The sequence below is a fragment of the Burkholderia anthinoferrum genome (assembly GCF_002925705.1).
GTDB lineage: Bacteria > Pseudomonadota > Gammaproteobacteria > Burkholderiales > Burkholderiaceae > Burkholderia > Burkholderia semiarida.
The window spans coordinates 83,301-105,788 of record NZ_LFZP01000039.1 but is presented as its reverse complement, the minus strand read 5'-3'; the positions used below and the strand labels follow the sequence as shown (position 1 = coordinate 105,788).

The following is a 22,488-nucleotide window of genomic DNA, read 5'->3' as shown; positions in this document are numbered from 1 at the left end:
CTTTTCTTTGGCAAGACAAAGAAAAGTGACCGCTGCCCCGCGCAGGGGCGACGCTAATAGACCGACACGATCACAGGAATTTCACGACCCCGGAAGCGCCCCCGAGACAGCGAGAAAAAGCCGCAAAATACCGACCCACATCAACCAACCGACCTGCCCGGAAGGGCAAAACCCAAACCTTCCGATAGAACCCGTCGCAATTGCGCAAGACGCTTGCGTCGCCCTTACCTAAACTTGATCCTGTTGAACCCTCTTACGAAACCGAAAGGAACGACCATGACGACCTCGACCGTGACCCGCCAGACATTCGACGAAGTGATGGTGCCGGTATTCTCTCCCGCGCCGTTCGTGCCGGACCGTGCAGAGGGCTCGCGCGTATGGGACACGGCCGGCCGTGAATACATCGACTTCGCGTGCGGCATCGCGGTCACGTCACTCGGCCACGGCCACCCGGAACTGCTGAAGGTGCTGGACGAACAAGGCCGCAAGCTCTGGCACATCGGCAACGGCTACACGAACGAGCCGGTCCTGCGCCTCGCGAAGCGCCTCGAATCGCTGACCTTCGCCGACCGCGCATTCTTCGCGAACTCGGGCGCGGAAGCGAACGAAGCCGCGCTGAAACTCGCGCGCCGCGTCGCCTTCGACCGCCACGGCGCTGATAAAGTCGAAATCGTGTCGTTCGTGCAGTCGTTCCACGGCCGCACGTTCTTCACCGTCAGCGTCGGCGGCCAGCCGAAATACTCGGAAGGCTTCGGCCCCGTGCCGGAAGGCATCAAGCACCTGCCGTTCAACGACATCGAAGCCGCGAAGGCCGCGATCGGCCCGAAAACCTGCGCGGTGATCGTCGAGCCGGTGCAGGGCGAAGGCGGCGTGATTCCCGCCGATCCGGCGTTCCTCAAGGCACTGCGCGAAGCGTGTGACGCGAACGACGCACTGCTGATCTTCGACGAAGTGCAAACGGGCGTCGGCCGCACGGGCCAGTTCTACGCCTACATGGACACGGGCGTCACGCCCGACATCCTGACGACCGCGAAAGCGCTCGGCAACGGCTTCCCGATCGGCGCGATGCTGACGACGAACGAACTGGCCGCGCACTTCAAGGTCGGCGTGCACGGCACGACGTACGGCGGCAACCCGCTCGCATCGGCGATCGCCGACAAGGTCGTCGAACTGATCGGCGACCCGGCCCTGCTCGAAGGCGTGCGCGAACGCAGCGTGCGCCTGAAGGGCGCGCTGGAACGCATCAACGCGCGCTTCGGCATCTTCAAGGACATCCGCGGCAAGGGCCTCCTGGTCGGCGCCGAACTCACCGCCGCATTCGACGGCCGCGCGAAGGACTTCGTCACCGCCGCCGCCGAGCAAGGCCTGATCATGCTGATCGCCGGCCCGAACGTGCTGCGCTTCGTGCCGTCGCTTGTGATCCCGTTCGACCTGCTCGACGAAGGCGTGAAGCGCTTCGAGAAGGCAGTCGAGCAGGTGGTCGCGGCCCAGGAAGCCACCGCGCGCTGATCGGCGCCCCCATCGCAGACAGGAACGACGATGCTATTTGTTCGCCCCGGCAAACTCACGGATCTCGATGCGCTCGCGCACATGGCGCGCACCGCGCAGCCGGTCCTGCACTCGCTGCCGCACGACCGCGCGGCGCTCGAAGCGCGTGTGGCGCTCTCGGAAGATTCGTTTCGCGCGGACGTCGACTTCGCCGGCGAGGAGTTCTACCTCTTCGTACTCGAGGATTCGTCGACCGGCAAGCTGCTCGGCACGGCGAGCATCGTGGCCGCGGCCGGCTACTCGGAACCGTTCTACGCGTTCCGTAACGACGCGCTGATCCACGCGTCGCGCGAGCTGCACGTGAACCGCAAGATCCATGCGCTCACGATGTCGCACGAGCTGACCGGCAAGAGCCGGCTCGCGGGCTTCTACGTCGATCCGTCGCTGCGCGGCGACGCGGCCGCGCACCTGATCTCGCGCGCCCGGATGATGTACATCGCCGCGAACCGCCGCCGCTTCACGCCCGAAGTATTCACGCTGCTGCTCGGCGTGAGCGACGGCAACGGCGCATCGCCGTTCTGGGAAGCGGTGGGCCGCAAGTTCTTCGGCCGCGATTTCACCGACGTCGACATCGCATCGGGCGGCCGCAGCCGCACGTTCATCGCCGAAGTGATGCCGGCCTATCCGCTCTACGTGCCGCTGCTGCCGGAAGCCGCACAGCGCGTGCTCGGCGAGCCGAACGAAACGGCGCTGCTCGCATACGACATCCATCTGGAGGAAGGCTTCGAGCCCGACCGCTTCGTCGACATCTTCGACGCGGGCCCGGTATTGACCGCGCAGGTCGATCGCACCGCGTGCGTGAAGCACGGCGCGGAGCGCGTCGTGCGCGAGGCCGCGCATCAGCAGGGCGACGTCGCGTACCTGGTGTCGACGGGCAGCGGCGAATCGTTCCGCTGCGTGCTGGCCGACCTGCCGGGCGAGACGGCCGACGCGCGGGGCGCCGAGGCGCCGCTGGCCGGCGACGTGCGCGCGGCGCTCGACGTGAAGGAAGGCGATGTCGTGCGCTGCGTGCCGCTGCATCGCCGCGACGATGAAGAATCGAAGGGAGACGCAGCATGATCGTCGTTCGTGTCGTACAAACGGGCGACGTCGACGCGCTCGTGTCGCTCGCGCAGGAAACCGGGCCGGGCCTGACCACGTTCAAGCCCGACCGCGACGCGCTCGCCGCGCGCATCGAACGCTCGCGCCGCACGCTGGAGGGCAAGGCGGCGCCGGGCGAAGCCGGCTACTTCTTCGTGATGGAAGATTCGAAGACGGGCGACATCGCGGGCGTGTGCGGGATCGAGACGCAGGTCGGCCTCGAGCAGCCGTTCTACAACTACCGCGTGAGCACGGTCGTGCACGCGAGCCAGGAGCTCGGCGTGTGGACGCGGATGTCCGCGCTGAACATCTCGCACGACCTGACGGGCTACGCGGAAGTGTGCTCGCTGTTCCTGAGCCCGCGCTATCGCACGGGCGGCGTCGGCGGCCTGCTGTCGCGCTCGCGCTTCATGTTCATCGCGCAGTTCCGCGACCGCTTTCCGGAGCGCATCTGCGCGGAACTGCGCGGCCACTTCGACGAGGACGGTACGTCGCCGTTCTGGCGTGCGGTCGGTTCGCACTTCTACCAGATCGATTTCAACGCGGCCGACTACCTCAGCTCGCACGGCCGCAAGTCGTTCCTCGCGGAACTGATGCCGCGCTACCCGGTGTACGTCGACCTGCTGCCGCAGGACGCGCAGGACGCGGTCGGCCTCACGCACCGCGACACGCTGCCGGCCCGCAAGATGCTCGAGGCCGAAGGGCTGCGTTACCAGAATCACGTCGACATCTTCGACGCGGGCCCCGTGCTCGAATGCCACGTCAACGACCTGCGCACGGTGCGCGAGAGCGTCGTCGTGCCGGTCGCGATCGGCGCGCCGGACGCAACCGACAACGTACCGAAGTCGCTCGTGTCGAACACGTCGCTCGACGATTTCCGCGTCGGCGTCGCGCCGGGCGTGGTCGCGAACGGCGCGTTCGTGCTGTCGGCCGACGATGCCGCCGCGCTCGACGTGAAGGCCGGCGATCCGGTTCGCGTGCTGCCGCTCAAAGTCAAACAGGGATAAACGAATCATGACGGAACTCTTCATCGACGGCGCCTGGGTCGCAGGCTCGGGCCCCGTCTTCGCTTCGCGCAACCCGGGCACCGACGCGATCGCATGGCAGGGCGAAAGCGCGTCGGCGGCCGACGTCGACCGTGCGGTCGCGAGCGCGCGCCGCGCGTTCGCCGGCTGGTCGGCGCTCGACTTCGACGCGCGCTGCGACATCGTCAAGCGTTTCGCCGCGCTGCTCACCGAGCGCAAGGAAGCGATCGCGACCGCGATCGGCCGCGAAACCGGCAAGCCGCTGTGGGAAGCGCGCACCGAAGTCGCGTCGATGGCCGCGAAGGTCGCCATCTCGATCCAGGCCTACCAGGAACGCACCGGCGAGAAGCGCCAGGACATGGCCGACGGCGTCGCGGTGCTGCGTCATCGCGCGCACGGCGTCGTGGCCGTGTTCGGCCCGTACAACTTCCCCGGCCACTTGCCGAACGGTCATATCGTGCCGGCGCTGATCGCCGGCAACACGGTCGTGTTCAAGCCGTCCGAACTCGCACCGGGCGTCGCGCGCGCGACGGTCGAGGTGTGGCGCGAAGCCGGGCTGCCGGCCGGCGTGCTGAACCTCGTGCAGGGCGAGAAGGACACCGGCATCGCGCTCGCGAACCATCGGCAGATCGACGGGCTGTTCTTCACCGGCAGCTCGGATACCGGCACGCTGCTGCACAGGCAGTTCGGCGGCCGGCCGGAAATCGTGCTCGCGCTCGAGATGGGCGGCAACAATCCCCTCGTGATCGGCGAGGTCGAGGACATCGACGCGGCCGTGCATCACACGATCCAGTCGGCGTTCCTGTCGGCCGGCCAGCGCTGCACGTGCGCGCGCCGCATCTTCGTGCCGCAGGGCGCGTTCGGCGACCGCTTCCTCGCACGCTTCGCCGACGTCACGTCGAAGATCACCGCCGACGTGTTCGATGCCGATCCGCAGCCGTTCATGGGCGCGGTGATCTCGGCACGCGCGGCCGCGAAGCTGGTCGACGCGCAGGCGCGCCTGGTCGAGCAGGGCGCGAAGCCGATCATCGCGATGGCGCAGCGCGATCCGCGCCTCGGCTTCGTGAATGCGGCGATCGTCGACGTGACGGGCGTCGCGAACCTGCCCGACGAAGAGCACTTCGGCCCGCTCGCGCAGATCGTCCGCTACGCGACGTTCGACGAAGCGATCGAGCGCGCGAACGACACGGCGTTCGGCCTGTCGGCCGGGCTGCTCGCCGACGACGCGAAGGCATGGGAGCACTTCCGCCGCACGATCCGCGCCGGCATCGTCAACTGGAACCGCCCGACCAACGGCGCATCGTCGGCCGCACCGTTCGGCGGCACGGGCCGCTCGGGCAACCATCGCCCGAGCGCGTACTATGCGGCCGACTATTGCGCGTATCCGATGGCGTCGGTGGAAAGCACGCAACTGACCTTGCCCGCGAGCCTGTCGCCGGGCCTGCATTTCTGATCGAGGGAGCGACGATGAACGCACAAGAAGCCAATTTCGACGGACTCGTCGGCCCGACCCACAACTACGCCGGGCTGTCGTTCGGCAACGTGGCGTCGCTGAACAACGAGAAGTCGGCCGCGAACCCGAAGGCGGCCGCGAAGCAGGGGCTGCGCAAGATGAAGCAGCTCGCGGATCTCGGCTTCGCGCAAGGCGTGCTGCCGCCGCAGGAGCGGCCGTCGCTGCGCCTGTTGCGCGAGCTCGGCTTCTCGGGCAAGGACGCGGACGTGATCGCGAAGGCCGCGAAGCAGGCACCCGAACTGCTCGCCGCGGCGAGCTCGGCGTCGGCGATGTGGACCGCGAACGCGGCCACCGTCAGCCCGTCGGCCGACACGAACGACGGCCGCGTGCACTTCACGCCGGCGAACCTGTGCAGCAAGCTGCATCGCGCGATCGAGCATGAGGCGACGCGCCGCACGCTGTCGACGCTGTTCGCGGACCCCGCGCACTTCGCGGTGCATGAAGCGCTGACGGGCACGCCGGCGCTCGGCGACGAAGGCGCGGCGAACCATACGCGCTTCTGCGCCGAGTACGGCAAGCCGGGCGTCGAATTCTTCGTGTACGGCCGCGCGGAATACCGTCGCGGGCCGGAGCCGAAGCGTTTCCCGGCCCGCCAGACGTTCGAGGCGAGCCGCGCGGTCGCGCATCGCCACGGGCTTGCGGAGGAAGCGACGGTCTACGCGCAGCAGGATCCGGACGTGATCGACGCGGGCGTGTTCCACAACGACGTGATCTCGGTCGGCAACCGCGACACGCTGTTCACGCACGAACGCGCGTTCGTCAACAAGCAGGCGATCTACGACACGCTGACCGCCGCGCTCGACGCGCGCGGCGCGCGCCTGAACGTGATCGAGGTGCCGGACGCGGCCGTGAGCGTGAACGATGCCGTCACGTCCTACCTGTTCAACAGCCAGTTGCTGTCGCGCGCGGACGGCTCGCAGGTGCTCGTCGTGCCGCAGGAATGCCGTGAGAACGCGAAGGTCGCCGCCTACCTCGACCATCTCGCGGCCGGCAACGGCCCGATCCGCGACGTGCTCGTGTTCGACCTGCGCGAAAGCATGAAGAACGGCGGCGGCCCCGCTTGCCTGCGCCTGCGCGTCGTGCTGAACGAAGCGGAGCGCGCGGCCGTCACGTCGAACGTGTGGATCAACGACACGCTGTTCGCGTCGCTCGACGCGTGGATCGACAAGCACTATCGCGATCGCCTCGCACCGGAGGACCTCGCCGATCCGGCGCTGCTCGACGAATCGCGCACGGCGCTCGACGAGCTCACGCAGATCCTGCGCGTCGGTTCGCTGTATGACTTCCAGCGCTGAGGCACGGATGCCGGCCGCCGCGCTGCTCGACGATTTTCTCGCGTTCACGCTGGCGGGAGATGCGCCGGCTGAAACGCACGGCGCCTGCGCGGGCGACGCGGTGCGCTGGCAATGGCTCGGCGACGGGCTGATCGCGTTCGAGCCTGCCGCCGCTGACGCCGCGGCGCGCGCGAGCGTGCTCGTGTCGGCCGGCGTGCACGGCGACGAGACCGCGCCGATCGAGCTGCTGTCGATGCTCGTGCGCGATCTCGCGTCGGGCGCGCTGCCGCTCGCGTGCCGGCTGCTCGTCGTGCTCGGCAACGTGCCGGCGATGCGCGCGGGCGAACGCTATCTCGACGACGACCTGAACCGCCTGTTCGGCGGCCGTCACGCGCAGGCGCCCGCGAGCCGCGAAGCGCCGCGCGCCGCGCGGCTCGAAGCGGCGGCATCCGCCTTCTTCGCGGCGGCGCCGGCGGGCGGCGCGCGCTGGCACATCGACATGCATACGGCGATCCGTGCGTCGGTATTCGAGCAGTTCGCGCTGCTGCCGCACACGGGCACGCCGCCCACGCGCGCGATGGTCGAATGGCTCGGCGATGCGCGCATCGCGGCCGTGCTGCTGCACACCGCGAAGGGCAACACGTATTCGCATTTCACGGCCGAGCAGTGCGGTGCGCTCGCGTGCACGCTGGAGCTCGGCAAGGTGCGGCCGTTCGGCCAGAACGACCTCGCGCGTTTCGCGCCGGCCGATCGTGCGGTGCGCAAGCTCGTGTCGGGCGAGCGGCGTGAAGACGCGGCCGAGGGCGGCCGTCCGCCGCTGCCGCGCGTGTTCACCGTGATCGACCAGATCACGAAGCAGAGCGACGCGCTCGAGCTGTTCGTCGCAGCCGACGTCGCGAACTTCACCGCATTCGCACGCGGCACCGTGCTCGCACGGGACGGCGACTACCGCTACACGGTGACGCACGACGAGGAACGGATCGTGTTTCCGAACCCGACCGTGAAGCCCGGGCTGCGCGCGGGCCTGCTCGTGATCGACACGACGCGCGAGACGCTGGCCGCACTCGTCTGATCGAGGCGCGATCGTGCGGGCCGCGGCGACGCGCGGCGCGCATCGTCCCGCGGCCCCTTCATTTTGGCGATGACGCCCGCCCGCCGCGCAGACGGCGAGTGCGTCGCGCTTGCTGGTTTGCGACACCGTCTTGCAAGTTCGGCGGGTCGCGTGGCGGCCGCCGGGCACGCGGCGCAGCATCGCGCGCCGACGCCCGCTCCGCCATGCCGGGCCGCGCGGATTGGTACAATCGCGGCCTTGCGGCTGTTGCGCCGCATCACGGCGCGGCGTCGGCATTGCCGGTGTCATCCGACCCTGCAATGATGGATGCGCCCGTCGTTTCGGAACATTCGAGTATCGAGGAGAACACCTGATGAAGTTGGATTGGCGTAAAGTGGCCGCGCATGCGGTGGTGGCGGCATCGGCGGTGGCGGCAGGCAGCGCGCTTGCCGGGGATCTGAAGGAGATCCGGTTCGGCGTCGAGGCCTCGTACGCCCCGTTCGAATACAAGACGCCCGACGGCAAGCTGACCGGCTTCGACATCGACATCGGCAACGCGGTGTGCGCGAAGCTGAAGACGAAGTGCGTGTGGGTCGAGAACGACTTCGACGGCCTGATCCCGGCGCTGCAGGCGCGCAAGTTCGACGCGATCAACTCGGACATGACGATCACGGACCAGCGCAAGCACGCGATCGCGTTCACCGATCCGATCTACACGATTCCGAACCAGCTGATCGCGAAGCAGGGCAGCGGCCTGCTGCCGACCCCGCAAGCGCTGAAGGGCAAGCGCGTCGGCGTGCTGCAGGGCACGATCCAGGAAGCGTACGCGAAGAAGAAGTGGGCGCCGGCCGGCGTTGAAGTCGTGCCGTACCAGACGCAGGATCTGGCCTATGCCGACCTGAAGTCGGGCCGTCTCGACGCGACCTTCCAGGATTCGGAAGCCGGCTCGAAGGGCTTCCTGACGAAGCCGCAAGGCCAGGGCTTCGGGTTCGCGGGCGGCACGGTCAGCGACGCCGAGATCCTCGGCTCGGGCGTCGGCTTCGGCCTGCGCAAGAACGACGCGGCGCTGAAGACCGCGCTCGATCAGGCGCTGAAGGAACTGAAGGCCGACGGTACGATCGACAACCTCGCGAAGAAGTACTTCAGCGTGCCCGTCACGCTCAAGTAAGCGTTTCGTGCGCGCACGATGTAAAAAAACCGGCCGCCGATGCGGCCGGTTTGCTTTTCGGCAGCGAAAACGGCAGCGGCGGGCCGGCCGTCAGCCCGGCTGCGCGGCGAAGAACCGCCCCAGCTCGCGTGCGAGCTCGTTGAGCACGGCCATCTCCTGCTGCGAGATCTTGCGCGCGGGCTGCGCGCCGGCCCAGTCGCCGTACAGCAGCGCGACGCTCGTCGCGCCGACGCGTACGGGCAGCAGCACGAATGCGCGCGTGTCGTCGAACGCGTCGAGATACCACGCAGGCAGGCGCTTCACCATCTTCGGCTCCCGTGCCTGCTCGATGAAGATGCCGACCGAATTCGTGATCGCGAGATGGAACACGTCCGGCTCGAAGCGCTCGTCGAAGCGCAGCCGGTCGAGCGCCGTATCGACGCCGGGGCCGAAGCCCAGGCGCGCGGCGAACGTGCCGTCGTCGTGACGCACGAACATCACGGTGCGCGTGAACGCGAGGCCGGCCAGCAGGCTTTCCGACGCGAGCGCGAGCACCGGCGTCAGCACGTGCTCGGACGGCAGCGCACGCAGGTCGGCAAGACCGGCTTCGAGGCATGCCTCGGGTTCGGCCTGCGCGCGCGCGATCGCATCGGCGTTCGCGCGCAGCTCGACGATCTCGCGCATCACCGTGTCGCTCGCTTCCTCGCGCGCGAGCCGCTCGGCGATCTCGACGATCGCCTCGGATTCCATGTCGAGCTCAGCGCCGTAGTGCTGCGCGAGCGCCGCGATGCGCGCGTCGCGCTGCGCGCTGGCAGGCATGACGAGCGCGCCGGCGACGTCGGTCGAACAGCGGCTCACCGCGCGCAGCCAGCGGATGCGCTCTGCCGGGCCGTCGTCGGCGGCCGGGCCCGCGTGGCGGGCGTCGCCGTCTTCGTCGTCGAATGCGTCGGCGTGCGCCGCGTGGTCGCCGTCGGCCATCCCCGCGCGGATCACGTCGGGCAGCCGCCAGCGCGCGGCTGCCTCGAGACCGATCTCGTCGAAGCCGACGCCGAGCACGTCGGTGCAGGCGGCCGATTCGTCGCCGTTCAGTTCGGCCGCGCGGCGGCGGATGCGGTCCCACTCGCTGTCGAGATAGCAGACCACCAGCAGCTTGCCGACCTGGCGCATCAGCGTGCAGACGACGGCCTCCTCGCCCGCGCGCAGTTCGGCGCGCTCGGTGAGCTTGCGCGCGACGCAGCCGGACAGCAGCGCGCGGTTCAGCTCCAGCTTCGCGTCGATGCGCCGCGGCGTGCTCTGATGGAAATGGTCGACGAGCTTGAGCCCGACCACGAGATGGCCGACGGCATCCATGCCGAGCACCATCAGCGCGCGGGTCACGGTGGTGATGTTGCCGCCGAACGCCATGTACATCGCGGAGTTCGCGAGCCGCAGCACTTTCTGCGTGAGTGCGAAATCCGACAGCACGACGCGCACGAGCGCGGTGAAGTCGAGATCGTCGTTCTTCATCGCGGCCATCGTCGCGCGCAGCGATTCCGACAGCAGCGGGAAATCGCCCCGTTCGTTCATCCGCGCCCACAGCTTGTCGAGCAGCGCGGTGCGGGGCAGGTGTTCGGTGATTGACATACGGATCCGTCCGGTTCGCCGCGCGCGTCAGGCGGCGGCGTGCAGGTGCAGCTGCTGCGCCGCGAAGCGCCGCGCGAGCTCCTCGGACGGCAGCGCCTGGCAGACGAGCCAGCCCTGGATGTGATTGCAGCCCATCTCCGTCAGCAGCTCGCGCTGCGCCTCGGTCTCGACGCCCTCGGCGACGAGCTCGAGATCGAGTGTCTGCGCGAGGCCGACCACCGCCGACACGATCGCGCGGTCGTTGCGCGACGTCAGCAGGTTCTCGACGAAACTGCGGTCGATCTTCAGCTTCGCGAGCGGGAAGCGCTGCAGATAGGCAAGGCTCGAATAGCCGGTGCCGAAATCGTCGATCGCGAAGCGGATGCCGAGATCGGTCAGCTCCTCGAGCAGCATTTTCGCGTGCGCGGGATCGTGCATCAGCAGGCTTTCGGTGATTTCGAGCACGATACGGCGCGGGTCGATGCCGGTCAGCGCGATCGCCTCGCGCACGCTCTGCGTGAAGCGCGGGTCGCGGAACTGCTGCGGCGACACGTTGACCGCCACGTATTGCAGCGCGAGCCCCTGGCCGTCCCAGGCGACGAGCTGCATGCACGCGGCCTTCAGCACCCAGTTGCCGAGGTAGTTGATCAGGCCGATCGATTCGGCGAGCGGGATGAAGGTGGCCGGCGGCACGAGGCCGTGCACCGGATGGCGCCAGCGGATCAGCGCCTCGACGCCGACCACCGCGCCCGACTGGCTATGGGTGATCGGCTGGAAATGGAGCGAAAACTCGCCGTTGCGCACGCCGTCGTACAGGTCGGCTTCGAGCTTGAGCCGTTCGGCGTCGGCCGGATCGTCGACGGGCGCGTGGAACGCGAGCGCGTTGCCGCCCGAGGCCTTCGCCTGCGCGAGCGCGTGGTCGGCGCGGCGCAGCAGCGGGCTGTGATGCTGCGCCCGATGCGGCGCGGCACGTTCGTCGGGGTAGAGCGCGATGCCGATGCTCGCGGACAGGTGCACGGTCTGCCCCTGGAATACGTACGGCTCGCGCACGGCGGCCTGCAGCCGGCGCGCGAGCGCGTCGGCTGCATGGCTCGCCTGCGTGCGGTCCGGTGCGCCCAGCACGACCGCGAACTTGTCGCTCGCGACGCGCGCGAGCTGCTCGTTCGGCGTGACGAGCGCCTTCAGCCGCTGCGCGGTTTCGCGCAGCAGCGTGTCGCCCGCGTCGTAGCCGAGCGCGCGGTTGATCCGCTGGTAGTCGTCGAGGTCGAGCAGCAGCAGCGCGGCGCAGGTGCCGTCCTCGTCGGCGGTCTGCTGCGCGCGCATCAGCGCCGGCACGAGCGCGGACAGGTTGTCGAGCCCCGTCATCGGGTCATGGTGCATTTCGTACGTCAGGCGTGCCTCGAGCGCGCGCCACGACGACACGTCGAACGCCGCGATCGCGAAGCCGTCGACGCCGTGGTGGCGGCTCTTGAACGCGCGGACCTCGACGTCCAGCGGGTAGGTGAGCGACTTGACGATGCACATCGTCGCCTTCTCGACCTGGCCGGAGCGTGCGGCGCGGGCGAGCAAGCCTTCGAGCGCCGGGGTATCCTGTTCGGCGATCAGGTCGCGCAGCGTCAGCGTATGCAGGTAGTCGCGGTGGTAGCCGATGAAGCGCAGGCTCGCGTCGGACACGTACAGAAAGCGCAGCTCGCGGTCGACATGGGCGAGGAAATCCACCGTGCCGACCGTCTGTTCCAGCCAGTCGCGCACGGAGTCGTCGCGGCGCGGCGCCACGGCGCGCGCGGGCATCAGCGCGCCGCCCGACCGAGCGAAGCGGCGCAGCGTATGCAAGGCGCTGCGCCAGGAGCCCTTGCGTGACGTCTGTTTCCTGTTGGCTTCCATGTTTCTCGCTGACGTGAAGGGCTGGAACCGGTTGTCCGGAAGGAATAACGGCAGACTGGCAGAAATCTTTAACGGGCCGGCCACGCGCGGCGCTGCCGCGGGTCCGGATCATCGATGCGGTGTTCGGCAGGCGAACGCCCACGTGGCCTACATCGAGGCTGACTTTATAAGAAATGAGGACGCAGATGAAGAGAAAACTGTTGCTGGGCGCCATGGCGGCGCTGGTGGCCGGCCATGCGCTGCTGGCGCAGGCGCAACTGAAGCCGGGCGCCGCGGCGCCCGATTTCACGACGCAGGCGTCGCTGGGCGGCAAGACGTATACGTACTCGCTCGCGGACGCGCTGAAGCAGGGGCCGGTCGTGCTGTATTTCTATCCGGCGGCGTTCACGAAGGGCTGCACGATCGAGGCGCATGCGTTCGCGGACGCGGTCGACCGTTACAAGGCTTACGGCGCGACGGTGATCGGCGTGTCGGCCGACAACATCGACACGCTGACGAAGTTCTCGGTGAGCGAATGCCGCAGCAAGTTCCCGGTAGCGGCCGACCCGGACGCGAAGATCATCCGCGAATACGACGCGAAGCTGCCGGCGCTCGACCGGGCGAACCGCGTGTCCTACGTGATTTCGCCGGAAGGGAAGGTTCTCTACGAATACACGAGCCTGTCGCCCGACAAGCACGTCGAGAACACGCTCGCCGCCGTGAAGGCGTGGGCCGACGCGCATCCGAAGCAGTAGGCGGCTGCCCGCGCGCGTGAAAACGGCCCGTCGTGCGGGCCGCGGGCACGGGAACGCCCGGCCTGTGCGTGGCCGCCCGTTGCCGTTACGCGCGCAGCGCCTGCTCGATCGGCACGCCGCCGCCGACGAAGCCGACGATCTTGCGCGAGATGCCGAGCTTGATCGCCTCGATCGCGGCCCATGCAACGTCCTGGCGCGACACGGGCGGCGCGGGATCGAGCCACGTGTCGGTCAGCGCGATCTTGCCGACGCCCGGATCGTCCGTGAGCGGGCCCGGGCGCAGGATCACGTAGTCGACGCCCGACGCGATCACGCGGTCGTCGCCTTCGCGCTTCATCTGCGAATAGTGGCGCAGCGCGTCGGGCCCGTGCTCCGGCCGGTATGCGGACAGCGAGCTGACGACCACGAGCTTCTGCACGTTGAACGCGAGCGCGTAGTCGGCCGCGCGGGCGACCGCGTCGCGGTCGATCTGCTCCTCTTCGGCCGCGCCCTCGGATTCGGCGGAGCCGGCCGCGTAGATCACGTGCGTGATGCCCTGGAAGGCGTGCGAGAAATCGTTCGTCAGATCGGCCTCGACGACCCGTGCGCCCGCCAGCGCATAGCCGTGCCGGCGCACGAGCGCCGTGACCTCGAACTCCGGCTGCTTGAGCAGCAGATCCGCGCAGGCCTGGCCCGTTCGTCCGGTCGCGCCAATCAGCAGTACCTTCGTCGTCATGAAACCGCTCCTTGCTCGATGCGTCATCCGTGCAGATAGGGACGGACGACCGATAACTCAAGTGTAATGTCGAATCGGCCCGGCGGTGGGGGCGTAATAAGGGGCGTACCGGCGCGGGCGTACTGGCTGCGGGCGTACCGGCGTGGGCGACCGGCTGCGGGCGTACCGGCTGCGGGCGTACCGGCTGCGGGCGTACCGGCACGACGCATGCCGGCGTGCATTCATTCGCCCGGATGCGGGAATGACGCGCCGACCGGCTATCATGTGCGCGATGCATTTTTCGCCGCTACGCGTGAATAACGCGTCGGCCCACCGGTTGGAGTACACATGGCATTACCCTTGGACAACGTCAGCATGGCCGTGTTCTGCGACTTCGAGAACGTCGCGCTCGGCGTGCGCGACGCGAAGTACGAGAAATTCGACATCAAGCCCGTGCTGGAGCGCCTGCTGCTGAAAGGCAGCATCGTCGTGAAGAAGGCCTATTGCGACTGGGATCGCTACAAGGGCTTCAAGGCGTCGATGCACGAGGCGAGCTTCGAGCTGATCGAGATTCCGCACGTGCGCCAGTCGGGCAAGAATTCGGCCGACATCCGGCTCGTCGTGGACGCGCTCGACCTCTGCTACACGAAGTCGCACGTCGATACGTTCGTGATCATCAGCGGCGATTCGGATTTTTCCCCGCTCGTGTCGAAGCTGCGCGAAAACGCGAAGAAGGTGATCGGCGTCGGCGTGAAGAAATCGACGTCGGACCTGCTGGTCGCGAACTGCGACGAATTCATCTTCTACGACGATCTGGTGCGCGAGCAGCAGCGTGCGCTCGCGAAGCGCGAACAGCAGCAGCGCGCGGGCAACGGCGGCGCGAAGCGGCCCGACGAGCCGTCGCGCAAGCACGACATGGAGGCGCGCAAGGCCGAGGCGATCGCGCTGGCGGTCGAGACGTTCGACGCGCTCGCGTCGGAGCGCGACGACGTCGGCAAGATCTGGGCGTCGGTGCTCAAGAGCGCGATCAAGCGCCGCAAGCCGGATTTCAACGAGTCGTACTATGGGTTCCGTGCGTTCGGCAACCTGCTCGACGAGGCGCAGGCGCGCGGCCTGCTCGAAGTGGGGCGCGACGACAAGTCCGGCGCGTTCGTGTCGCGGGCCCGCCAGTCGGCCGCGGAGCACGCCGTGGCGGCCGACCACGCACCCGCCCAGCACGGCCGGCGCCCGGCGGAGCCGGTGCAGGCCGAGCGCGAGCCGCGCCATCACCGCGGACGCGGGCGGCACGGCGAGCCGGTTGGCGAGCCATTCGGCTCGCCCTTCGTGCAGGATAACGAGCCGGTCGAGACGGCGGTCGAATTCACCGAAGCGGACGAAGCCGATGTGACCGTCGGCGAAGCCGCGGCCGCGCACGGCGAACCGGCGGGCGGGCACGATGATGCGAAGACCGCACGCAAGCGTGCTCGCAAGACCCCCGCGAAGAAGGCCGGTACGAAGAAGGGCGGCGACGGCAAGAGCGCCGGCCGGCAGGCGGCGGTGCAGGAAAGCGAGGCCCCGCAGCGCGACGCGAAGCACGGCGGCGGCAAGCATGCCGAAGCGATGCATCGCGACGCGGAACATGACGACGGGCGAGCCGCCGGCGCGGCGCCGGCACGCGGTGAAACCGGCGGCGGTGCCGTCGCGCAGCCCGCGCACGATGCTCCCGTACACGCCGAACCGATCGCAGCGGTCGCTGACGCGCCGGCCCCGGCCAAGCCGAAGAAGCCGGCCCGCAAGGCGGCGCCGCGCGCGCGGCGGCCGCGCAAGACGGCCGAGGCTGCCGAGTAAGGACCTGCCTGATGAAGCGCGATCCGTCGCGCCGCCGCGAAGTGCGGGCCGGATGGGGCGCAGGCACAGGCCGCGCGTTCGCATGAAGCAGTGCGGTTGCGAGGCCCGCCGCCCCGTGGCCGGCGCGATGCCGGCCTTCTTCCACTAACCGTTCAGCGCATACGGTCGCGTCATCACTTCGAGGAAGTGGCCGTCCGGATCGTCGAAGTACACGCCGCGTCCGCCGTTGTGGCGGTAGATGTCGTCGGCTTGCCGCTTCGCCGGATCGGCCCAGTGCGGCAACCCGCGTTCGCGGATGCGCGCGAGCACGCGATCGAAGCTGGCTTCGTCGATCAGGAACGCGTAATGCTGCGACCGGATCTCCCCCGCCTGTTCGTAAAAATCGAGCGACACGCCGTTGTCGAGCGCGACGACCAGCATCGCGCCGAACGGCGTCGGCGGCGGCAATTCCAGCAACTCGGTGAGGAAGCGGCTCGACGCATGCTTGTCGCGGCACCAGACGATCGTATGGTTGAGCTGGACGTTCATGGCGAGATTCCGGGACGGGAACGAGGTGGGCATGGATACACGATAGCCGATCGCGGCCGGCAAACAAGTCCGGCCACCACGTCCGGCCACCAAGTCCTGCAATCAAACCCGGCAATCAAGCGCAAAAGACGGCCGCCCGAGGGCGGCCGCTTTCGTCACTCGCCGGCGACGGCCGGCCCGCCGCTGTTGCCGCGGCGATTGCGCCGCTTTTCGGCCCACACGCGCAGCCGATCCATGTACAGGTAGACGACCGGCGTCGTATAGAGCGTCAGCACTTGCGACATGATCAGGCCGCCGGCGATCGCGATCCCGAGCGGCGCGCGCAGCTCGGCGCCGTCGCCGCTGCCGAACGCGAGCGGCAGCGCGCCGAGCAGCGCCGCCATCGTCGTCATCATGATCGGGCGGAAGCGCAGCAGGCACGCCTCGTGGATCGCGTCGAACGACGACTTCCCGTTGTTGCGCGTCTGGTCGATCGCGAAGTCGACCATCATGATCGCGTTCTTCTTCACGATGCCGATCAGCAGGATCACGCCGATCAGCGCGATGATGCTGAACTCGGTCTTGAACAGCAGCAGCGCGAGCAGCGCGCCGACGCCGGCCGACGGCAGCGTCGACAGGATCGTGATCGGGTGGATGTAGCTCTCGTACAGGATCCCGAGCACGATGTAGACGGCCAGCAGCGCCGCGAGGATCAGGATCGGCTGATCGTTCATCGACTGCTGGAACGCCTGTGCGGTGCCCTGGAAGCTGCCGACGATCGTCGGCGGCACGCCGACCTCCGCCATCGTCTGATAGATGATCTGCGTCGCCTGCGACAGCGACACGCCCGGCGGCAGGTTGAACGAGATCGTCGTCGCGACGAACAGCCCCTGGTGGTTGACCGACAGCGGCGTCGTGCTCGGCCCGAACGTCGCGATCGCCGACAGCGGGATCATCGTCGATTTCGACGTCGACACCGACGCGCCCGACGACGCGCTCGACTTGCCGCTCGCCGCGATCGCGTTGAGCGCCTGGTTGCGCGCGGAGTCGGACGCGATCGCCGCGGCGCTCTGCGCGGCCGTGCCGGCGCTCGACGTGCCGGCCGAGGTCGCGACGAAGGTGCCCGCGGCCGCGTTGGTGGTCTGCGAGCCGTTCGCGCTGCCGCCCGACGTGCTGATCCACACCTGGTTCAGCATCTCCGGGCTCTGCCAGTATTTCGGCGCGACTTCCATCACGACGTGGTACTGGTTCAGCGGGTTGTAGATCGTCGAGACCTGCCGCTGGCCGAACGCGTCGTACAGCGTGTTGTCGATCTGCGCGGGCTTGATGCCGAACCGCGCGGCCGTCGCGCGGTCGATCGTCACCATCGCCTCGAGGCCGCCTTGTTGCTGGTCGGAGTTCACGTCGGTCAGCTCGGGGCGCTTCTGCAGCGCCTCGGTCAGGATCGGCCCCCACTTGTACAGGTCGGCGCTCGAATCGCCGAGCAGCGTGAACTGGTACTGCGCGTTGCTCTGCCGGCCGCCGACGCGGATGTCCTGCGCCGCCTGCAGGAACGTGCGCGCGCCCGCGACGTCCGCCAGCCGCGGGCGCAACTGCTGGATCACCTGGTCGGCCGACAGCTTGCGCTCGGTGCGGTCCTTGAGCGTGACGAACATGAAGCCCGAGTTGGTCTGCGTGCCGCCGGTGAAGCCCGCGACGCTCTTCACGTTCGGGTTGCCCTGCACGATCCGCATCATCTCGGAGAACTTCAGCTTCATCGCCTGGAACGACGTCGACTGGTCGGCCTGGATGCCGCCGATCATCAGCCCGGTGTCCTGCTGCGGGAAGAAGCCCTTCGGCACGACGACGTACAGGTAGACGTTCAGCCCGATCGTCGCGAACAGCGTCAGCAGGATCAACAGCGGCCGGCGCAGCGCCCACGACAGCGAGCGCTCGTAGCCGCGCTGCATGCGCGTGAAACCGCGTTCGAGGAAGCGCCCGAAGCGGCCCTCGCGTTGCGGGTTGTGCTGGTCGGGCAGCAGGCGCGCGCACATCATCGGCGTGAGCGTGAGCGACACCGCGAGCGACACGGCGATCGCGAGCGACAGCGTCAGCGCGAACTCGCGGAACAGGCGCCCGACGATCCCGCCCATCAGCAGGATCGGCAGGAATACCGCGACGAGCGAGATGCTCATCGACAGCACCGTGAAGCCGACTTCGCGCGCGCCGTCGAACGCGGCCTGCATCCGCGACTTGCCGTTCTCGATGTGCCGCGAGATGTTCTCGAGCACGACGATCGCATCGTCGACGACGAAGCCGGTCGCGACGATCAGCGCCATCAGCGACAGGTTGTCGATCGAGAAGCCGAGCAGGTACATCGCGCCGAACGTGCCGACGATCGAGATCGGCACGGCGACGCTCGGGATCAGCGTCGCGCGCCAGTTGCGCAGGAACAGGAACACGACCATCACGACGAGGCTGATCGCGATCAGCAGCGTGTGCTCGGTGTCCCTCAGCGACGCGCGGATGGTGGTCGAGCGGTCGAGCACCGGCGTGACCGTGATGTCGGCGGGCAGCGACGCGGTGAGCTGCGGCAGCGCCGCGCGCACGCGGTCGATCGTCTCGATGATGTTCGCGCCGGGCGAGCGGTAGAGGATCACGAGCACCGCGCGCTTGCCGTTCGACAATCCGAGGTTGCGCAGGTCCTCGACCGAATCGACGACGTCGGACAGGTCGGACAGCCGCACGGCCGAGCCGTTGCGGTAGGCGACCACGAGATCGCGATACTGCGACGCCTGGGACGCCTGGTCGTTCGTGTAGAGCTGGAAGCGCTGCGGGCCGAACTCGATCGCGCCCTTCGGCGCGTTGGCGTTCGCGGAGGCCAGCGCCGCGCGCACGTCCTCGAGGCCGATCCCGTAGTGGAACAGCGATTGCGGTTCGAGCTCGACGCGCACGGCCGGGTTCGCGGAGCCGCTCACGGAGACCTGGCCGATCCCGTCGATCTGCGACAGCGACTGCTGCAGCACCGTCGACGCGGCGTCGTACACCTTCGCCGGCGACGCCGTCTCCGACGTCAGCGACACGACCATGATCGGCGAATCGGCCGGGTTGACCTTGCGGTAGGTCGGATTGCTCTTCAGCGCGGCGGGCAGGTCGGCGCGCGCCGCGTTGATCGCGGCCTGCACGTCGCGCGCGGCGCCGTCGATGTCGCGGTTCAGGCCGAACTGCAGGATGATCCGCGCATTGCCGACCGTGCTCGTCGACGTCATTTCGGAGACGTCCGCGATCGAGCCGAGGTGCCGCTCGAGCGGGCTCGTCACGCTGGTCGCGACCGTCTCCGGGCTCGCGCCCGGCAGCGACGCCTGCACCGAGATCGTCGGGAAGTCCACCTGCGGCAGTGGCGACACCGGCAGCCTGATGAACGCGAACAGGCCCGCGAGCGCGACGCCGAGCGCGAGCAGCGTCGTCGCGACGGGGCGGGTGATGAAGGGACGCGACAGGTTCATCGCTTACACGTCCGTGCGCGTGCCGGCGTCGGGGCCGTGGCGTTCGAACCAGCCGCGCATGCGGCGCGCGAGCGAGTCGAAGCCGAGGTAGATCACGGGCGTCGTGAACAGCGTCAGCACCTGCGACACGATCAGGCCGCCGGCGATCGCGATCCCGAGCGGCTGGCGCAGCTCGGAGCCCGCGCCGGAGCCGACGATCAGCGGCACCGCGCCGAGCAGCGCGGCGAGCGTCGTCATCAGGATCGGCCGGAAGCGCAGCAGGCACGCCTGGTAGATCGCCTCGCGCGGCGGCTTGCCTTCGACGCGTTCGGCCTCGAGCGCGAAGTCGATCATCATGATCGCGTTCTTCTTGACGATGCCGATCAGCAGCACGATGCCGATGATCCCGATGATGTCGAGGTCGTGCCCGGTGATCATCAGCGCGAGCAGCGCGCCGACGCCGGCCGACGGCAGCGTCGACAGGATCGTGATCGGGTGGATGTAGCTCTCGTACAGCACGCCGAGCACGATGTACATCGTGACGACCGCCGCGAGGATCAGGAACAGCTGGTTCGACAGCGACGCCTGGAACGCGAGCGCCGCGCCCTGGAAGCGCGTCTGGAACGAGCCGGGCAGGCCGATGTCCTTCTCGGCGGCCTCGATCGCCTTGACCGCTTCGCCGAGCGACGCGCCCGGCGCGAGGTTGAACGAGATCGTCGTCGACGGGAACTGCGACAGGTGCGCGACCAGCAGCGGCGACGGCCGCTCGTGGAACGACGCGATCGACGCCAGCGGCACCTGGCCGCCGCCGGCCGACGGCAGGTAGATGTCGTTCAGCGATTGCGCGTAGTGCTGCTCCTTCGGCTCCGATTCGAGAATCACGCGGTACTGGTTCGATTGCGTGAAGATCGTCGACACGATGCGCTGGCCGAACGCGTCGTACAGCGCGTTGTCGACGGTTGCCGGCGTGATGCCGAAGCGCGCGGCGCTCGCGCGGTCGATCTCGATGTACACCGACTGGCCGTTGCTCTGCAGGTCGGTCGCGACGTCGGCGAGCGACGGCTCCTGCTGCAGCCGCGCGACGAGTTTCGGCACCCAGGTCGCGAATTCTTCCGAATTCGGGCTCGTCAGCATGAACTGGTATTGCGTCGGGCTGACCGTCGAGTCGATCGTCAGGTCCTGCACCGGCTGCATGAACAGCGAAATGCCGGTGACGTTCGCGACGCGCTGCTGCAGGCCGCGGATGATCTGCGCGGCCGTTTCGCCGCGTTCGTCGCGCGCCTTCAGGTTGATCAGCATCCGCCCGCTGTTCAGCGTGATGTTGCTGCCGTCGACGCCGATGAACGACGTGAGGCTGGCGACGTTCGGGTCCTTCAGGATCTCGGCCGCGAGCGCCTGCTGGCGTTCGGCCATCGCGCCGTACGAGATCGACTGCGGCGCCTGCGTGATCGCCTGGATCACGCCGGTGTCCTGCGCGGGGAAGAAGCCCTTCGGCACGAACACATAGAGCAGCGCGGTCAGCCCGAGCGTCAGCAGCGCGACGACGAGCGTCGAGCGCTGGCGGTTCAGCACCCATTCGAGCGCGACCGCGTAGCGCGCGATCACCCAGTCGATCGCGCGGTGCACGCGTGCCTCGAAGCGATGGCTCTCGGGCGGCGGCGAATGGCGCAGCAGCTTCGCGCACATCATCGGCACGAGCGTGAGCGACACGATCGCCGAGATCACGATCGTCACCGCGAGCGTGATCGCGAATTCGTGGAAGAGGCGCCCGACCACGTCGCCCATGAACAGCAGCGGGATCAGCACCGCGATCAGCGAGACCGTCAGCGAGATGATCGTGAAGCCGATCTGCCGCGAGCCCTTCAGCGCGGCCTCGAGCCCCGATTCGCCTTCCTCGACGTAGCGCGCGATGTTCTCGATCATCACGATCGCGTCGTCGACGACGAAGCCGGTCGCGATCGTGAGCGCCATCAGCGACAGGTTGTTCAGCGAGAAGCCGGCCATGTACATCACCGCGAGCGTGCCGATCAGCGACAGCGGCACCGACAGGCTCGGGATGATCGTCGCGTAGACGTTCGCGAGGAACAGGTACATCACCAGCACGACGAGCGCGACCGCGAGCAGCAGCTCGAACTGCACGTCGCGCACGGCCGCGCGGATCATCGTCGTGCGGTCGGTGACGATCTCGACGTCGAGCGCGGCCGGCAGCGTTTCCTGCAGCTTCGGCAACTGCGCCTTGATCGCGTCGACCGTCTGGATCACGTTCGCGCCCGGCTGGCGCTGCACGTTCAGGATGATCGCCGGGTCCGCATTCACCCACGCGCCGAGCTTGGTGTTCTCCGAGCCGGCGACGACCGTCGCGACGTCGGTCAGCATCACCGGGCGGCCGTTCTTGTACGCGACGACCGCGCTGTTGTACTGGTCGGCGCTCGTCAACTGGTCGTTCGCGTTGATCGTGTATGCGCGCGTCGGGCCGTCGAAGTTGCCCTTCGGCGTGTTGACGTTCAGGTTCGAGATCGTCGTGCGCAGGTCGTCGAGGTTCATCCCGTACTGCGCGAGCGCGGTCGGGTTCGCCTGGATCCGCACGGCCGGCCGGTTGCCGCCCGACAGGCTCACGAGGCCGACGCCGGCGATCTGCGAGATCTTCATCGCGAGGCGCGTGTCGGCGAGGTCCTGCACCTGCGTGAGCGGCAGCGTCTTCGACTTGACGGCGAGCGTGAGCACCGGCGCATCGGCCGGGTTCACCTTCGCGTAGATCGGCGGGGCCGGGAGGTCGGACGGCAGCAGATTGCCGGCCGCATTGATCGCGGCCTGCACTTCCTGTTCGGCGATGTCGAGCGGCAGGTCGAGCGAGAACTGCAGCGTGATCACCGACGCGCCGGCCGAGCTTTGCGACGACATCTGGTTCAGCGACGGCATCTGCCCGAACTGGCGTTCGAGCGGCGCGGTGACCGACGACGTCATCACTTCCGGGCTCGCGCCCGGGTAGAAGGTCTGGACCTGGATCGTCGGGTAGTCGACCTCGGGCAGCGCGGCGAGCGGCAGGAAGCGCAGCGCCACGAGGCCGGCCAGCATGATCGCCGCCATCAGGAGGGCGGTGCCGACCGGCCGGAGAATGAAGAGGCGGGATGGATTCAT

Annotated in this window: 15 protein-coding genes; 9 read left to right on the top strand and 6 right to left on the bottom strand. The window is 68.4% G+C overall.

Features of this window, described 5'->3' with window-relative positions; translation table 11 throughout:
• The first annotated feature begins 276 nt into the window (after positions 1 to 276).
• From C5F75_RS13145 to C5F75_RS13110, 7 genes are all read left to right on the top strand, one after another.
• Positions 277 to 1,509: an aspartate aminotransferase family protein gene (locus tag C5F75_RS13145; RefSeq protein ID WP_059573962.1), complete on the top strand. Its 1,233-nt coding sequence runs from the start codon at positions 277 to 279 to the stop codon at positions 1,507 to 1,509.
• A gap of 30 nt (positions 1,510 to 1,539) precedes the next feature.
• Complete coding sequence (aruF, locus tag C5F75_RS13140; RefSeq protein ID WP_059573961.1) at positions 1,540 to 2,607, top strand: arginine/ornithine succinyltransferase subunit alpha; 1,068 nt, start codon at positions 1,540 to 1,542, stop codon at positions 2,605 to 2,607.
• Positions 2,604 to 3,635, top strand: coding sequence for an arginine N-succinyltransferase (gene astA / locus C5F75_RS13135; RefSeq protein WP_059573960.1), 1,032 nt, complete (start codon positions 2,604 to 2,606; stop codon positions 3,633 to 3,635). The genes aruF and astA overlap by 4 nt, the downstream gene beginning before the upstream one ends.
• Positions 3,636 to 3,642: 7 nt before the next feature.
• The gene (astD, locus tag C5F75_RS13130; RefSeq protein WP_059573959.1) at positions 3,643 to 5,106 is read left to right on the top strand and encodes a succinylglutamate-semialdehyde dehydrogenase; all 1,464 of its coding nucleotides are present in this window, start codon (positions 3,643 to 3,645) and stop codon (positions 5,104 to 5,106) included.
• A 14-nt stretch (positions 5,107 to 5,120) separates the two neighbouring features.
• A complete protein-coding gene (astB, locus tag C5F75_RS13125) occupies positions 5,121 to 6,461 on the top strand; it encodes an N-succinylarginine dihydrolase (RefSeq protein WP_059573958.1) in 1,341 nt (446 codons plus the stop codon).
• A gap of 7 nt (positions 6,462 to 6,468) precedes the next feature.
• Complete coding sequence (astE, locus tag C5F75_RS13120; protein WP_059573957.1) at positions 6,469 to 7,512, top strand: succinylglutamate desuccinylase; 1,044 nt, start codon at positions 6,469 to 6,471, stop codon at positions 7,510 to 7,512.
• Positions 7,513 to 7,864: 352 nt separating this feature from the next.
• Positions 7,865 to 8,659, top strand: a complete 795-nt coding sequence (locus C5F75_RS13110; RefSeq protein ID WP_059573956.1) for an ABC transporter substrate-binding protein — start codon at positions 7,865 to 7,867, stop codon at positions 8,657 to 8,659.
• Positions 8,660 to 8,749: 90 nt separating this feature from the next.
• On the opposite strand, the gene C5F75_RS13105 is transcribed toward C5F75_RS13110, so the two are convergent.
• Both C5F75_RS13105 and cdpA read right to left on the bottom strand, forming a co-directional pair.
• Entirely contained in the window at positions 8,750 to 10,261 is a 1,512-nt protein-coding gene (locus C5F75_RS13105) for an HDOD domain-containing protein (protein ID WP_059573955.1), read from the bottom strand.
• Positions 10,262 to 10,288: 27 nt separating this feature from the next.
• On the bottom strand, positions 10,289 to 12,031 hold the full coding sequence (gene cdpA / locus C5F75_RS13100) for a cyclic di-GMP phosphodiesterase CdpA (protein ID WP_196485201.1): 1,743 nt from the start codon (positions 12,029 to 12,031) through the stop codon (positions 10,289 to 10,291).
• A gap of 278 nt (positions 12,032 to 12,309) precedes the next feature.
• On the opposite strand from cdpA, the gene C5F75_RS13095 reads away from it, so the two are divergent.
• Positions 12,310 to 12,858 (top strand): peroxiredoxin, encoded by a 549-nt coding sequence (locus C5F75_RS13095; RefSeq protein ID WP_059573953.1) that lies wholly within the window; start codon positions 12,310 to 12,312, stop codon positions 12,856 to 12,858.
• An 85-nt stretch (positions 12,859 to 12,943) separates the two neighbouring features.
• Here C5F75_RS13095 and C5F75_RS13090 read toward each other — a convergent pair whose 3' ends face one another.
• Positions 12,944 to 13,573, bottom strand: a complete 630-nt coding sequence (locus C5F75_RS13090; protein ID WP_099316228.1) for an SDR family oxidoreductase — start codon at positions 13,571 to 13,573, stop codon at positions 12,944 to 12,946.
• Between the two features lie 327 nt (positions 13,574 to 13,900).
• On the opposite strand from C5F75_RS13090, the gene C5F75_RS13085 reads away from it, so the two are divergent.
• Positions 13,901 to 15,379 carry an NYN domain-containing protein gene (locus C5F75_RS13085; RefSeq protein WP_104012338.1) on the top strand — a complete coding sequence of 493 codons (1,479 nt, stop codon included), beginning with the start codon at positions 13,901 to 13,903 and terminating at the stop codon, positions 15,377 to 15,379.
• A 144-nt stretch (positions 15,380 to 15,523) separates the two neighbouring features.
• Here C5F75_RS13085 and C5F75_RS13080 read toward each other — a convergent pair whose 3' ends face one another.
• The 3 genes from C5F75_RS13080 to C5F75_RS13070 form a co-directional block, all read right to left on the bottom strand.
• Complete coding sequence (locus C5F75_RS13080) at positions 15,524 to 15,907, bottom strand: VOC family protein (protein WP_059573950.1); 384 nt, start codon at positions 15,905 to 15,907, stop codon at positions 15,524 to 15,526.
• Between the two features lie 155 nt (positions 15,908 to 16,062).
• Complete coding sequence (locus tag C5F75_RS13075) at positions 16,063 to 19,371, bottom strand: efflux RND transporter permease subunit (RefSeq protein WP_104012337.1); 3,309 nt, start codon at positions 19,369 to 19,371, stop codon at positions 16,063 to 16,065.
• A 3-nt stretch (positions 19,372 to 19,374) separates the two neighbouring features.
• The gene (locus tag C5F75_RS13070; protein ID WP_059644053.1) at positions 19,375 to 22,488 is read right to left on the bottom strand and encodes an MdtB/MuxB family multidrug efflux RND transporter permease subunit; all 3,114 of its coding nucleotides are present in this window, start codon (positions 22,486 to 22,488) and stop codon (positions 19,375 to 19,377) included.